The 12,866-nt window shown below is 69.3% G+C and carries 13 protein-coding genes; 11 read left to right on the plus strand and 2 right to left on the minus strand.

Annotated features, from left to right (window positions below; genetic code table 11):
- Nucleotides 1–13: 13 nt before the first annotated feature.
- A complete protein-coding gene (locus tag MMF98_RS20955) occupies nt 14–715 on the minus strand; it encodes an outer membrane beta-barrel protein (protein ID WP_243309288.1) in 702 nt (233 codons plus the stop codon).
- A 296-nt stretch (nt 716–1,011) separates the two neighbouring features.
- Here MMF98_RS20955 and chrA point away from each other — a divergent pair, with 296 nt between their 5' ends.
- Nucleotides 1,012–2,376 carry a chromate efflux transporter gene (gene chrA, locus MMF98_RS20960; protein ID WP_243309289.1) on the plus strand — a complete coding sequence of 455 codons (1,365 nt, stop codon included), beginning with the start codon at nt 1,012–1,014 and terminating at the stop codon, nt 2,374–2,376.
- On the opposite strand, the gene MMF98_RS20965 is transcribed toward chrA, so the two are convergent.
- Nucleotides 2,298–3,314 carry an alpha/beta hydrolase gene (locus tag MMF98_RS20965; protein WP_243309290.1) on the minus strand — a complete coding sequence of 339 codons (1,017 nt, stop codon included), beginning with the start codon at nt 3,312–3,314 and terminating at the stop codon, nt 2,298–2,300. The two genes, chrA and MMF98_RS20965, sit on opposite strands and share 79 nt — an antisense overlap.
- 34 nt (nt 3,315–3,348) lie before the next feature.
- On the opposite strand from MMF98_RS20965, the gene MMF98_RS20970 reads away from it, so the two are divergent.
- The 10 genes from MMF98_RS20970 (at nt 3,349) to MMF98_RS21015 (ending at nt 12,843) form a co-directional block, all read left to right on the plus strand.
- Entirely contained in the window at nt 3,349–4,128 is a 780-nt protein-coding gene (locus tag MMF98_RS20970; RefSeq protein ID WP_243309291.1) for a FadR/GntR family transcriptional regulator, read from the plus strand.
- 169 nt (nt 4,129–4,297) lie between these two features.
- Nucleotides 4,298–5,401, plus strand: a complete 1,104-nt coding sequence (locus MMF98_RS20975; protein ID WP_243309292.1) for an ABC transporter ATP-binding protein — start codon at nt 4,298–4,300, stop codon at nt 5,399–5,401.
- A 26-nt stretch (nt 5,402–5,427) separates the two neighbouring features.
- Nucleotides 5,428–6,762 carry an ABC transporter substrate-binding protein gene (locus tag MMF98_RS20980; RefSeq protein ID WP_243309293.1) on the plus strand — a complete coding sequence of 445 codons (1,335 nt, stop codon included), beginning with the start codon at nt 5,428–5,430 and terminating at the stop codon, nt 6,760–6,762.
- 13 nt (nt 6,763–6,775) lie between these two features.
- A complete protein-coding gene (locus MMF98_RS20985; RefSeq protein WP_243309294.1) occupies nt 6,776–7,669 on the plus strand; it encodes a carbohydrate ABC transporter permease in 894 nt (297 codons plus the stop codon).
- Entirely contained in the window at nt 7,666–8,511 is an 846-nt protein-coding gene (locus MMF98_RS20990; protein ID WP_243309295.1) for a carbohydrate ABC transporter permease, read from the plus strand. The genes MMF98_RS20985 and MMF98_RS20990 overlap by 4 nt, the downstream gene beginning before the upstream one ends.
- Nucleotides 8,512–8,540: 29 nt before the next feature.
- Complete coding sequence (locus MMF98_RS20995) at nt 8,541–9,119, plus strand: cupin domain-containing protein (protein WP_243309296.1); 579 nt, start codon at nt 8,541–8,543, stop codon at nt 9,117–9,119.
- Nucleotides 9,116–9,883, plus strand: coding sequence for an alpha/beta fold hydrolase (locus tag MMF98_RS21000; RefSeq protein ID WP_243309297.1), 768 nt, complete (start codon nt 9,116–9,118; stop codon nt 9,881–9,883). The genes MMF98_RS20995 and MMF98_RS21000 overlap by 4 nt, the downstream gene beginning before the upstream one ends.
- Nucleotides 9,880–10,329 carry a VOC family protein gene (locus MMF98_RS21005; RefSeq protein ID WP_243309298.1) on the plus strand — a complete coding sequence of 150 codons (450 nt, stop codon included), beginning with the start codon at nt 9,880–9,882 and terminating at the stop codon, nt 10,327–10,329. Before MMF98_RS21000 ends, MMF98_RS21005 begins: the two co-directional genes overlap by 4 nt.
- Before the next feature lie 38 nt (nt 10,330–10,367).
- Nucleotides 10,368–11,351 carry a Bug family tripartite tricarboxylate transporter substrate binding protein gene (locus MMF98_RS21010; RefSeq protein ID WP_243309299.1) on the plus strand — a complete coding sequence of 328 codons (984 nt, stop codon included), beginning with the start codon at nt 10,368–10,370 and terminating at the stop codon, nt 11,349–11,351.
- A gap of 28 nt (nt 11,352–11,379) precedes the next feature.
- Nucleotides 11,380–12,843, plus strand: coding sequence for a sulfatase family protein (locus MMF98_RS21015; protein WP_341481331.1), 1,464 nt, complete (start codon nt 11,380–11,382; stop codon nt 12,841–12,843).
- Nucleotides 12,844–12,866: the final 23 nt, after the last annotated feature.

A 12,866-nucleotide genomic window follows, 5' to 3' on the forward strand; every position in this document is an offset into this window, starting at 1 on the left:
CCGGGCGGTGCCTTTACAGGAAGTGGTAGCGCAGCCCCACGCTGAACTGGTTCAGCCCGGTGCGGCCGGTGGAGGCCGCGTCGCCCACGCGGTTGTAGTGGATCAGCTCGGCCGTGGCATCGAGGTTGCGCGTCAGCGCATAGCTGGCGCCGACGCCCACCGCCAGCGAGGTGGTGCTGTCGGTGTTGGACAGGGCCGTCGGCCCGCCCGCGTTGGAGTTCAGGTCCAGGCGGGTATGCCACTGCTCCACGCCGAGGCGGCCGTAGACCGACCACTGCGGGTTGATCGGCAGGATGCCCAGCGCATGCAGGCCCAGGCCGTGGGATTTCCAGGAGCCCGAGGCCGTGTCGGCGGCTGGTGACGACAGGCTGGACTGCACGCCCATGGTGCCCAGGCGGTCGTAGGTGCCTTCGATGGCGAAATTCGGGTTGAACTGGTAGCCCAGGCGCAGGCTGGGGTTGGTGCTGGACGAATCGCTCGAGCTGCTGCTGCCGAAGCCCTGGTTGGCCAGCGCCGAGTCGATCTTCCCGCCCAGGCCGTTGGCGTGGTTGAAGGAGATGGCGCCGCCGACATACAGGCCCGTGCCCGCGGAGGCCGCGTTCGTCGAGGCCGTGCCCGTGCCTGTGGAGGCGTCGGCCGCATGGGCGGCGGGTGCCGCCAGGCCAACCCCGAGGGACAACAGTGCGATGGATGACCAGAGGGGTTTCATTTTCATACAAGCTCCTGGCGCAATTGCGCATTGGCACCGGACTCTCCGGTGACCGACACTCCGGCCGGCGCAGGCTCCTGGCCCGGCTGGAAAAAGAAGGCCGCGCCGTCGTGAATGCCACGGGGGCGCCCTGCGTCGTGCCATTGAACTGCACAGGCCTGTAAACCGCGTTGCCACGGGGTAAAGCGGGCGTAAATGCATGGAGCGGGTGTTAACATTTGCGCTCCGGGACGACAGCCTCCCGGCCCTCCAGGCGGTGTCCCGCCCAAGCGCTGCAACCCCTTCCGGAGACGGCAGCCGCCATGGACACCGCTGAACGCCCCACCCCCATTGCCTTGCGCGACGCCCTGCGCTTCTGGCTCAAGCTCGGCTTCATCAGCTTCGGCGGGCCGGCCGGGCAGATCGCGATCATGCACCGCGAGCTGGTGGAGCAGCGGCGCTGGATCAGCGAGCGGCGCTTCCTGCATGCGCTCAACTACTGCATGCTGCTGCCTGGCCCGGAGGCGCAGCAGCTCGCCACCTACATCGGCTGGCTGATGCACCGCAGCTGGGGCGGCGTGGCGGCGGGCGCGCTGTTCGTGCTGCCCTCGCTGTTCATCCTGATCGCGCTGAGCTGGGTCTACGTGGTGTTCGGCCAGGTGCCCGTGGTGGCGGGGCTGTTCTACGGCATCAAGCCGGCGGTAGCGGCCATCGTGGTGCAGGCGGTCTGGCGCATCGGCGGAAAAACACTGCGAAATCCCGCGAAGGTCCCTGTCCTGTGGTCGATTGCTGCTATCAGTTTTGTAGCAATTGCTTTCCTGAAGTTACCGTTCCCCTGGGTCGTGCTGGGCGCCGCCCTCACCGGCTGGCTGGGCGCGAAAGTGGCGCCGGCCCAGTTCCAGGGCATCGGCGGGCCGGCCCATGCGCAGTCCACCGGCGGCCCGGCCCTGATCGACGACGACACGCCCACCCCCGAGCACGCGCGCTTCAGGCCCGCGCGGCTGGCGGCGGTGCTGGCCGTGGGCGCGGTGCTCTGGCTGGCCCCGATGGGTGCGCTGGTGGCCTGGCAGGGCTGGCAGGCCACGCTCACGCAGATGGGCTGGTTCTTCACCAAGGCCGCGATGCTGACCTTCGGCGGCGCCTACGCGGTGCTGCCCTATGTGTACCAGGGCGCGGTGGAGCAGTTCCAGTGGCTCACCGGGCCGCAGATGATCGACGGCCTCGCGCTGGGCGAGACCACGCCCGGGCCGCTGATCATGGTGGTGGCCTTCGTCGGCTTCCTCGGCGGCTGGAGCCAGCAGGTGCTGGGGCCTGAGGCGCGGTTCCTGGGCGCGGCGCTGGCGGCCGTGGTGGTGACCTGGTTCACCTTCCTGCCCTCCTTCCTGTTCATCCTGGCCGGCGGGCCGCTGGTGGAGTCCACCCACGGCAAGCTGCACTTCACGGCGCCGCTCACCGCCATCACCGCGGCGGTGGTCGGCGTGATCGCCAGCCTCGCTCTGTTTTTCATAGCGCACATTGCCCTCCGGACGGGGACCTCCGTCGCTTTTCATTCAAGAATCGACGTCGCGGCGCTGGCGCTCGGCGGGCTGGCGGCGCTGGCCCTGCTGCGCTACAAGCTGGGCGTGATCCCGGTGATCGCGGGCTGTGCGCTCGCGGGGCTGGCATTGCGGATGGCCGGCTGGGGCTGAGCGCCCTGGCGGCCGGCGAACTCGCCGCGCTCCACGCGCGCGCACCAGTCGCGGAGGTCGGCGCCGAGCAGGTTGTCCGGCGTGTTGAACTGTGCCAGCAGGCTCATGTGGTTGTGGTCCGGGTACTGCACGAAGCGAGGCATCGGCGCGCCCTGCGCGTCGCACAGCTGCGCCAGCCGGTGCGCCAGCTCGAAGCCGTAGAAGTCGATCAGCGGGTTCTCGTACTGCGCCAGCGCCACGAAGGTGGGCGGCGCGTCGGCGCGCAGCTGCGCCATCGGCGCGCGTTCGGCATAGCGTGATTCGTCTGCGCCGTAGTAGGCGCGCACGCCGTGGGCGTTGGGGTTGTCGGGCCGCAGGTCGGCCACCACGCGCGGGCTGGCCAGCACCAGGCCGCGCACCGGCAAGCCTTGCGGCGGGCGCACGCGGGCGTCCCAGGCCGCACTGGCGCAGTGGGCGCAGGCCGCCGAGTGGCCGAACAGGAAGATCCGCGCGGCATCGCCGCCCCAGTCGCCGATGTGCCGGGTCACCCACAGCACGGCATCGCGCACGTCGCGCGCGCCTTCGGGCCAGGGGGCCTGCGGCGCGAGCCGGTACTCGACATTCACCGCCACGAAGCCGTGGCGCGCGAATTCGAGCGGCACGTTCTCGTAGACCCAGGGCGTCTGCGCCTTGTCGCCGCGCACGAAGGCGCCGCCGTGCACGAACACCATCACCGGCAGCCCGGCGGCCTCGGGCGGCGCGTGGATGTCCAGCACCTGGCGCGGGTCGCTGCCATAGGCCAGGTCGCGCGCGCTGCGTAGCGCGGCCACGGGCGCGGCGGCCAGCAGCGGGGCATAGGCTGCCAGCATGGCATCGCGCCCGGCGCCGATGTCGCTGTGCCAGCGCGGCCCCGTTTCGCGCAGCAGGCGCAGCAAGGAGTTGGGTGAAGCGTCGATCATGAGGTAAAGTTGTACGACAAATTTTCGCTACTGTATGACAACTCGCTTCAAGTCCGTGGTGCCCGGGGCGCACCTGTCCGACCAGGTGGCCGACGCGCTGGCCGCCGAGATCCGGGCCGGGCGCCTGGGCGTGGGCAGCAAGCTGCCCACCGAGGCCGAGCTGGTCGGGCAGTTCTCGGTCAGCCGCACGGTGGTGCGCGAAGCGGTGTCGCGGCTCAAGTCGATCGGCCTGGTCGATTCGCGCCAGGGCAGCGGCGTGTACGTGAAGAAGGCGGGCTTCTCGCCGCTCAACTTCGACGCGCGCCATGCCGAATCGCGCGAGGCCGTGATCCAGATGGTGGAGGTGCGCCGCGCCCTGGAGGCCGAAGTTGCCGCGCTGGCGGCGCAGCGGCGCACCAGCGCCGACGTGAAGCTGATCCGCCAGGCGATTGCCGCGCTGGACCAGGCCGTCCAGGCCGGCGGCGACGGCGTGGACGAGGACGTGAAGTTCCACCGCGCGATCGCCGACGCGGCGCGCAACCCGTTTCTCATCGGCACGCTGGAGTACCTGGGCCAGTTCCTGCGCGGCGCCACCCGCGTGACCCGCGCCAACGAGGCGCGCCGCGCCGATTTCGCGCGCCAGGTCAGCGAGGAGCACGAGGCCATCGTGCGCGCCATCGATGCGGGCGATGCCACGAAGGCGCGGCAGGCCGCGGCGCGCCACATGAACAACGCGATCCGCCGCATCGAGCAGGCCGATCCGGCGTTCTGGCAGCAGGAGGGCGAGCAGCTCGCGCGCAAGCTGGTGTCGGGGCTGGGGTCTGTCATCAATTGAGCTCCCCCGCGGAAGCCCGCTGAGCGGCGGTTCCGGGTAAACCCGGATGTCTTCCGGCATTGTCAAAGTTGTATGATAACCATACTAATTGACGATCTCGCCGCCCCAGGGACCTGCCGCCCGAAGGCGATCCGCCACCTTCTTCCTTCCGCCCATCACGCACCGACCCATGGCCTATCTGGAACTGCAGAACATCATCAAGCGTTTCGGCGACGTGCGGGTCGTCGAGGACATCAGCCTCAGCGCCGCGGCGGGCGAGTTCATCGTGCTGGTCGGCGCCTCGGGCTGCGGCAAGTCGACCACGCTGCGCATGGTTGCGGGGCTGGAGTCGCCCTCCTCAGGGCGCATCATCATCGACGGCCGCGACGTGACGGCCGCCTCGCCCGCGCACCGCGACATCGCCATGGTGTTCCAGAACTACGCGCTGTACCCGCACATGGACGTGGCGCAGAACATGAGCTTCGCGCTCGAGCTGGCCAAGACGCCGCGCGCGCAGATCGACGCCCGCGTGGCCGAGGCCGCGCGCATCCTGAGCATCGAGCACCTGCTGCGGCGCAAGCCCAAGGAGCTGTCGGGCGGCCAGCGCCAGCGCGTCGCCATGGGCCGCGCCATCGTGCGCGAGCCCAAGGTGTTCCTGTTCGACGAGCCGCTGTCCAACCTCGACGCCAAGCTGCGCGGCCACATGCGCGTGGAGATCGCGCTGCTGCACAAGCGCCTGGGCAAGACCACGGTCTACGTCACGCATGACCAGATCGAGGCGATGACGTTGGCCGACCGCATCGTGGTCATGGACCAGGGCCGGATCCAGCAGGTCGGCAGCCCCGACGAGGTGTTCAACCGGCCGGTGAACCAGTTCGTGGCCGGTTTCATCGGCAGCCCGAGCATGAACTTCATGCCGGCGCGCGTGGCCTCCGAAGGCGGTGCGCTCACCTTCGTTGGCAACGGCTTCCGCTGCGCGGTGCCCGCGCCGATGCACGAGGCCGCGGCCCGCCTGAAAGACGGCCAGGCCGTGCTGGGCGTGCGCCCGCAGGCCATGCGCCTGGGCGCGGCCGACGCGGAGCTGGCGCTGCCGGTGCGCGTGGAGGTGGCCGAGTACCTGGGCACCGAGACCGTGCTGAGCTGCTGCCTGCGCGACGACGCTCAGACCAAGGTCACCGTGCTGGCGCCGGGCCACCACACCGCCCTGATGGGCAGCGAGGTGGTGGCGGGCGCGAGCGCCTCGGCGCTGTACGCCTTCGAACCCGGCGGCCACGGCCCCTCACTGTCCGCATGAGCGGAATTTCCCAAGGAGACAAACGCATGAAACGTCGAGAACTGCTGCAAGGCGCGGCCGCGGCCGCCGCCCTCGGGCCCTGGGTCCACACCCAGGCACAGGACCGCTATGCCAAGTACAAGGGCCAGACCCTGGTGGTCAACTACCCGGCGCATCCGCACTACGACCAGGCCGAGAAGCTGTTCGCGGAGTTCACTGCGCAGACCGGCATCAAGGTCGAGCGCGACAAGATGCAGTACCTGCGCATGAAGGACAAGCAGGTGCTGGAGATGGGCAAGCGCGGCAACGGCGACTACGACGTCATCACCTACGTCGTGATGTGGAAGACCGAGTACGTGGCCAAGAAGCTGCTCGAGCCGCTGGCGCCCTACTTCAACAACGCGGCGCTGGCCGATCCGGCCTGGGACCAGAAGGACATCATCACTGCCTACTGGGAGAACATCGCGCTGGTGGGCGGCCCCAAGATGTACCTGCCCGGCCCCGGCGCGCAGCCCTACGGCATCCCGTTCGGCGCCGAGACCGGCGTGCTCGGCTATCGCCAGGACCTGCTGGACAAGCACAAGATCCCCGTGCCGAAGACCTATGACGAGCTGCTCAAGGCCTGCCATGTCATGAAGGACAAGGAAGGCATCGGCGGCCTGACCTCGCGCGGCCAGACCGGCCACCAGGTCACCGCGGCCTGGCTGCTGCACCTCACGCCGTTCGGCGGCGAAGTGTTCGACAAGAACTGGAAGGCAGCCTTCAACAACCCGGCCGGCGTGAAGGCGGCCGAGATCCTCAAGGAGATCGTCGACACCGGGCCGGCGGGCATCCCGAGCTACGGCTTCGGCGAGATGCAGAACGCGTTCCTGCAGGGCCAGGCGGCGTTCTACCTGGATTCGATCTCGGTCTTCGGCCCGGCCCAGGACCCGGCCAAGAGCAAGGTGGCCGGCAAGATCGGCTACGCCGTGCACCCCAAGGGCACGCAGTTCTCGGCGCAGAGCGGCGGTTTCGGCATGGGCATTCCGCGCAACGCCAAGAACAAGGAGGCGGCCTTCCTGTTCATGCAGTGGATGACGGCCAAGCAGGCCGACCAGAAGATCACGCTGCTGGGCGGCAACGCCAACCGCTGGAGCACGGTGAACAGCGCCGAGGTGGCGCGCAAGTACCCATCCGAGCTGCCGGTGCTGCGCGAGGCGCTCAAGATCTGCAACCCCGACTGGCGCCCGCTGATCCCGGAATGGGACCACATCAGCCAGCAGATCCTGGGCCAGGCCCTGCCCGACGTGATCACCGGCCGCAAGCCGGCCAAGCAGGCGCTGGACGCGGTGGTCAAGGACGCCGAGGACGTGCTGCGCAAGGGCGGCTGGCTCAAGGCCTGAGGGAGCGGCGCACGTGTCGATCTCAAGCGCCCGGCTGGCCCGGCTCACGCCCTATGTCTACATCGCGCCGGCGGTGCTGGTCATGCTCGCCGGCCTGGTGCTGCCGATCGCCGACGCGCTGCGGCTGAGCTTCTACGACTGGCCCATGGGCACCGACTGGGATAGCGCGCGCTGGGTCGGCCTGGAGGCCTTCGGCGAGATGCTGCGCTCGCCCCAGGTCTGGACTTCCATGGGCGTCACGCTGGCCTTCGTCCTCATCGCGGTGAGCTGCGAGATGGTGCTGGGCGTGGCGCTGGCGCTGTTCCTGGAGCAGCCGGTGCGCGGCATGCGCGCGTTCCGCACCGTCTTCGTGCTGCCGATGATGATCGCGCCGATCTGCGTCGGCCTGATCTGGCGCTACATGTTCGACGCCAACTTCGGCCCGGTCAACCAGTTCATGGGTTTCCTGGGCCTGGCGCCGCAGGCCTGGCTGGCCGACCACTCGCTGGCTTTCGCCGCCATGGTGGTGACCGACATCTGGCAGTGGACGCCCTTCGTCTTCATCATGGTGCTGGCCGCGCTGCAGGGCATGGACCACAGCATCGTCGAGGCCGCGCGCATCGACGGCGCCAATTGGTGGCAGCAGATCGTGCGCGTCAAGCTGCCGGTCATCAAGCCCATCCTCATCGTGACCCTGCTGATGCGCATGATCGACGGCTTCCGCGGCCTGGAGGTGATCTACGTCATGACCTTCGGCGGCCCGGGCCAGAGCACCGAGCTGTTTTCGCTGCACATCTACAAGGCCGCCTTCGTGAGCCAGAAGCTCGGCTACTCGGCGGCGCTGTCCATCCTGCTGCTGGCGGTCGTGACCGTGCTGTCGCTGGCGGTGCTGATGATGGCCAATCCACTGAAGGGAGAGCGCCGATGAGCGCGCGAACGATCGACCCCGAACGCACGCCGCTCGGCTCGCCGCTGCACTACGCCATCCTGGCCGTGCTGGCGCTGGTCTGCCTGCTGCCCATGGTGCTGATGGGCATCACCTCGCTCAAGACCGAGGCGCAGATCTTCGACACCCAGTGGTCCTGGCTGTTCGTGCCCACGCTGGCCAACTACCAGGCCGTGGTGCAGGAAGGCAACATCGACCGCTACCTGCTCAACAGCCTGAAGATCTCGCTGGCCGCCACCCTGCTTACGCTGATGCTGGGCACCATGTGCGCCTACGCGATGGCGCGCTTTCGCTTCCTCGGGCGCGAGCCGCTGAGCTACGCCACGCTGATCCTGCGCACCCTGCCGCCGGCCGTGCTGGCGGTGCCGGTGTACGTGATCTGGTCGGCCTGGGGCATCAGCGACACGCTGTCGGGCGTGGTCCTGGTCTACGTGGCGCTGAACCTGCCCTTCACCATCTGGCTGCTCTACGGCTTCATCGAGCAGGTGCCAGTGGAGCTGGAGGAGGCCGCGGCCATCGACGGCTGCGGGCCGTTCCAGGTGTTCTACAAGGTGGTGCTGCCGCTGCTCAAGCCGGGTCTGGCGGCGGCCTCGATCTTCACCTTCCGGCTGGCGTGGAACGAGTTCATCCTGAGCTTCATCCTGACCAACCGCGTCACGCGCACCCTGCCGGCTTCGATCTCCAACTACATCACCGACACCGGCGTGGAGTGGGGAAAGATCACCGCCGCCGGCGTGCTCATCGCGCTGCCGCCGCTGATCTTCACCTTCGTCGCAGCCAAGCAGATCATCACCGGCCTCACGGCCGGCGCGGTCAAGGGCTAGGCCACCTCATTTCCCAAGGAGTTTTCGACATGGACCCGCAAGCACTTCTCGATTCCTGGAAGGACTACGTTGCGCCTTCCGCGCCCTGCACGGCGGCCGACATGGACCGCCGCATCGCCCGCTTCGGCGAGATCCCTGCCAGCCCGCGCGCCTTCGTCGACACCTACGTGAAGGGGCACGAGCGCGTGCTCTACAGCGTCATCGGCTCAGGCGTCACCGACGACCCCAACTTCAAGCCCAAGATCGCCGCCGCCGAGAACTTCCACGTGGACTACATCATCGCGCCGCCGGGCTGCGGCGCCGCGCTGCACTGGCACGACTCCGAGGAGGTGTTCGTGGTGCAGTCCGGCCGCTGGGAATTCGACTGGATCGACGGCGCCAGCGGCGACAAGCACACGGTCAGCCTGAATCCGCGCGACACGATCAGCGTGCCGCCCTTCGTGCACCGCGCCTTCCGCAGCCTGGACGGCGAGTCCGGCATGCTGGTCTCCATCCTGGGCGGCAAGACGCCGGGCCGCGTGATGTGGCATGCCTCGCTGGCCGACCGGGCCAAGGCCGTCGGCGCCGGCTTCGATGCCAACGGCATGGCCCACCGGATCGGCGAATGAAGCTGGAGGCCGCCACGCCGCATGCGAACTTCGTGCTGGTGCATGGCGCCTGGCACGGCGGCTGGTGCTGGGCTCCCGTGGTGCAGCGGCTGGAGGCGCTGGGCCACCGCTGCTACGCGCCCACGCTGAGCGGCATGGCGCACCGCGCGGCCGAGCTCACGCCCGAGGTGGATGCCGACACCCATGCGCGCGACATCATCGCGCTGGTCGAGGCGCTCGATCTGCGGCGGGTGGTGCTGGCGCTGCACTCCTATGCCGGGGTGCTCGGCCCCGCGCTGCTGGCGCGCCTGCGCGAACGGCTGGCGCACATCGCCTGGATCGAAGCGGTGATTCCACCGCCGGGTGCCGCCATGCTCGAGTTGACTTTGCCCGAGGCCGCGCAGCGCTACCGTGCCTCGGCCGCTGACGTGGGCGAAGGCTGGTGGATGCCGCCGCCCGACGTGGCGCAGTTCCGCCTGGCCGATGCGGCGCTGGCCGCCCAGGTGGGCGCGCGCCTCACGCGCCAGCCGCTGCGCAGCTTCAGCGAGCCGCTGCGGCTGCCGCAGCAGGAGGTGTTCGGTTTTCCGGGCAGCGTGCTGGTGGCCAACGACCGCACGCCCGCGCCCTATGCGCGCTACGTGGCGCAGGCGCGCGCGGCGGGCTGGCCCGTGCGCGAGGTGCCGGGCGGCCACCTGCTGATGCTGAGCAACCCCGACGCCGTGACCGGGTTCCTGGCGGACATTGCCGCCGGGCCCGATGGATCATCTGGAAGGAACCCGCGATGAGCGCCATGCCGCAACTGCACCACATCGACCACTTCACGCTGCGCGTGCACCCGCGCGAGTTGGCGCCGCTACGCGACTTCTACGCCACCGTGCTGGGCCTGCACGAAGGCTGGCGCCCGGCCTTCGACTTTCCGGGCCATTGGCTGTACGCGGCCGACCGCCCGGTGGTGCACCTGGCCGGCAACGCGCCCGCCGGCGAAGGTGCGGCCGACGCGGCCCTGCCCACCGGCAAGTTCAACCACGTGTCGTTCCGCAGCACCGGCCTGGCGGCGATGCGCGAGCACCTGCGCGCCCTGGGCGTGACCTGGCGCGAAGCGCCCGTGCCCGGCGCGCCGCTGCACCAGATCTTTCTGCACGATCCGGCGGGGCTGAAGGTCGAGCTGACCTTCGACCAGGCCGAGTTCGAGGCGGCAGGGGTGGCCGACGGGATCGAGCGGGACTACTGATGGAGCGAGCTGCCATGAGCAACAACCAAGGAATGGCCATGACCCCCCTCACGCGGGCCCGCAGAGGGTTTGTCCTGGCGCTGCTGCCCCTCCTCATGGCGGCAGGGGCATCGCACGCGCAGAACTACCCCTCGAAGGCGGTCACGATCGTGGTCGGGACGGAAGCCGGCGGCTCGCCGGACCTGATCGCTCGCATCCTCGGCACCCGGCTCGGCGCGCAGCTTGGCCGGCCGGTGATCGTGGAGAACCGGCCCGGCGCCGCCGGCACCGTGGGCGCCGCGCAAGTTGCTCGGGCCCAGCCCGACGGCCACACGCTGTTCCTCGGAACGGTGTCCTCCCACGCCATCGCCAGGAGCGTCTACCCGGCGCTGAGCTACGACCCGGAGACCAGCTTCGCCCCCGTGGGCCAGGTTGCCTCGGTGCCGTTGATCCTGGTGGTGCGGGCCGACTCGAAGGCGCGCACCGTCAAGGACCTGGTCACGATGGCGCAGGCGCAGCCCGGCAAGCTCAACTACGCCTCCCCGGGCTCGGGCGGCCCTCAGCACCTGGCCTCGGAGCTTTTCATGTCCGTGACCGGAACCCGCCTCGCGCACATTCCCTACAAGAGCGGCGCGGCCGCCATCACCGCGGTGCTGGCCGGCGATGTCGACATGTTCTTTGCCGGCATGCCGCCCGCGCTGGCGCAGATCCAGGCCGGCAAGTTGCGCGGGCTGCTGGTCACCACGGCATCGCGCTTCCCCGCGGTGCCCGACGTGCCGACCGCCAGGGAGGCGGGGCTGGAGGATTTCGAGGTGGACAACTGGCATGCGCTGTTCGCCCCCGCCGGCACGCCCTTACCCGTGCTGCAGCGCTTGAACCACGACATCGGCGTCGTGCTGCAGGACCTCGAGGTGCGCGCACAGTTCGTCAAGATCGGGGCCACCGCCAAAGGCGGCGAACCGGTGGAGCTGGCGCGGCTGGTGAAGGCCGAGGCCGGGAAGTGGGCGCGCATCGTCAAGAGCACCGGCACCACCGCCAACTGAAACCAGGACGACACCCGCGATGGAACCGATGAACCTGCTCGTCCTGATGGACGACGAACACAACAAGAAGATGCTGGGCTGCTACGGGCACCCGACCGTGCAGACGCCGAACCTCGACCGCCTGGCAGCGCGCGGCACCCGCTTCATCAACGCCTACACCAACTCGCCCATCTGCGTTCCCGCCCGTGCGGCCTTCGCCACCGGCCGCCAGGTGCACCAGACCGGCTACTGGGACAACGCCATCGCCTATGACGGCCAGGTGCCCTCATGGGGCCACGTGCTGCAGGCACACGGCCACCCGGTGGTGTCGATCGGCAAGCTGCACTACACCGACGAGACCGCCGACACCGGCTTCGACCGCCAGGTCCTGCCGATGCACATCGAGGCGGGCGTCGGCGACCTGCACGGGCTGCTGCGCGATCCGCTGCCGGTGCGCTACCAGTCGCGCGACATGGCCACGCGCATCGGCCCGGGCGACACCAGCTATACCGACTATGACCGCAAGATCGCGGACGAAGCCTGCCACTGGCTGCAGACGCAAGCGCAGGTGCAGCGCCCGCACGGCAAGCCCTGGGTGTTGTTCACCTCCTTCATTTCGCCGCATTCGCCGCTGGTCGCGCCGCAGGCGTATTACGACCTGTACCCGCCCGAGTCGATCACCTTGCCGAAGAAGCGCCCCGCGGGCTTCCAGCACCCCTGGTGGGACGCACTCAACGGCTGCTACATCTTCGATGCCAGCTTTGCCGACGACCACCAGCGCCGCATCGCGATCGCCTCCTACTACGCCCTGTGCACCTATATCGACCATCAGATCGGCCGAGTGCTCGACACGCTGGAGGCCACCGGCCTGGCGCGCAACACCCGCGTGGTCTTCCTCTCGGACCATGGCGACAACATGGGCGCGCGCGGACTGTGGGGCAAGTCGAACATGTACGAGGAGTCGGCCGGCATCCCCATGATCGCCGCCGGTCCCGGCATCGCGGCCGGGGCGCGCTGCGACACGGCGGTGTCGCACATCGACTTCCGGCCCACCATCCTGCAGGCGGTCGGTGTGCCGGCGCAGGCCCAGGCATCGCAGGCGTACCCGGGCCGATCGCTTTTCGAGTCGATGCAGATGCCCGAGGCCGAAGCCCGGCAGCGCGTGGTTCTCAGCGAATACCATGCGGCGGGCTCGATCAGCGCCTGCTACATGGTCCGCCAGGGCGACTGGAAGTACATCCACTACACGGGCTTTCGCCCGGAACTGTTCAACCTGCGCGAAGACCCCGAGGAGCTGGCCGACCGTGCCGGCGACCCGGCCTGTGCGGGCGTGCTGCGGGCGCTGGAGGGTGAGTTGCGGCAGCACCTCGACCCGGAGGCGACCGATCGCCAGGCCAAGGCCGCGCAGGCCGCATTGATCGCCAAGCATGGCGGCTACGACGCCATCAACCGGCGCGGCGGCAGCAGCTACACGCCCGCACCGGGTGAAGACGTGCAGCTGATCCCGTCCTGACAGCCCGGGCGTGCATCGCTTAT

The sequence above is a fragment of the Variovorax terrae genome (assembly GCF_022809125.1).
Classification (GTDB): domain Bacteria; phylum Pseudomonadota; class Gammaproteobacteria; order Burkholderiales; family Burkholderiaceae_C; genus Variovorax_A; species Variovorax_A terrae.

Excerpts from the sequence above, each read along its gene's own strand:
- MMF98_RS20955 (WP_243309288.1), bottom strand. The coding sequence starts at position 715 with ATGAAAATGAAACCCCTCTGGTCATCCATCGCACTGTTGTCCCTCGGG.
- chrA (WP_243309289.1), top strand. The coding sequence starts at position 1,012 with ATGGACACCGCTGAACGCCCCACCCCCATTGCCTTGCGCGACGCCCTG.
- MMF98_RS20965 (WP_243309290.1), bottom strand. The coding sequence starts at position 3,314 with ATGATCGACGCTTCACCCAACTCCTTGCTGCGCCTGCTGCGCGAAACG.
- MMF98_RS20970 (WP_243309291.1), top strand. The coding sequence starts at position 3,349 with ATGACAACTCGCTTCAAGTCCGTGGTGCCCGGGGCGCACCTGTCCGAC.
- MMF98_RS20975 (WP_243309292.1), top strand. The coding sequence starts at position 4,298 with ATGGCCTATCTGGAACTGCAGAACATCATCAAGCGTTTCGGCGACGTG.
- MMF98_RS20980 (WP_243309293.1), top strand. The coding sequence starts at position 5,428 with ATGAAACGTCGAGAACTGCTGCAAGGCGCGGCCGCGGCCGCCGCCCTC.
- MMF98_RS20990 (WP_243309295.1), top strand. The coding sequence starts at position 7,666 with ATGAGCGCGCGAACGATCGACCCCGAACGCACGCCGCTCGGCTCGCCG.
- MMF98_RS20995 (WP_243309296.1), top strand. The coding sequence starts at position 8,541 with ATGGACCCGCAAGCACTTCTCGATTCCTGGAAGGACTACGTTGCGCCT.
- MMF98_RS21000 (WP_243309297.1), top strand. The coding sequence starts at position 9,116 with ATGAAGCTGGAGGCCGCCACGCCGCATGCGAACTTCGTGCTGGTGCAT.
- MMF98_RS21005 (WP_243309298.1), top strand. The coding sequence starts at position 9,880 with ATGAGCGCCATGCCGCAACTGCACCACATCGACCACTTCACGCTGCGC.
- MMF98_RS21010 (WP_243309299.1), top strand. The coding sequence starts at position 10,368 with ATGACCCCCCTCACGCGGGCCCGCAGAGGGTTTGTCCTGGCGCTGCTG.
- MMF98_RS21015 (WP_341481331.1), top strand. The coding sequence starts at position 11,380 with ATGAACCTGCTCGTCCTGATGGACGACGAACACAACAAGAAGATGCTG.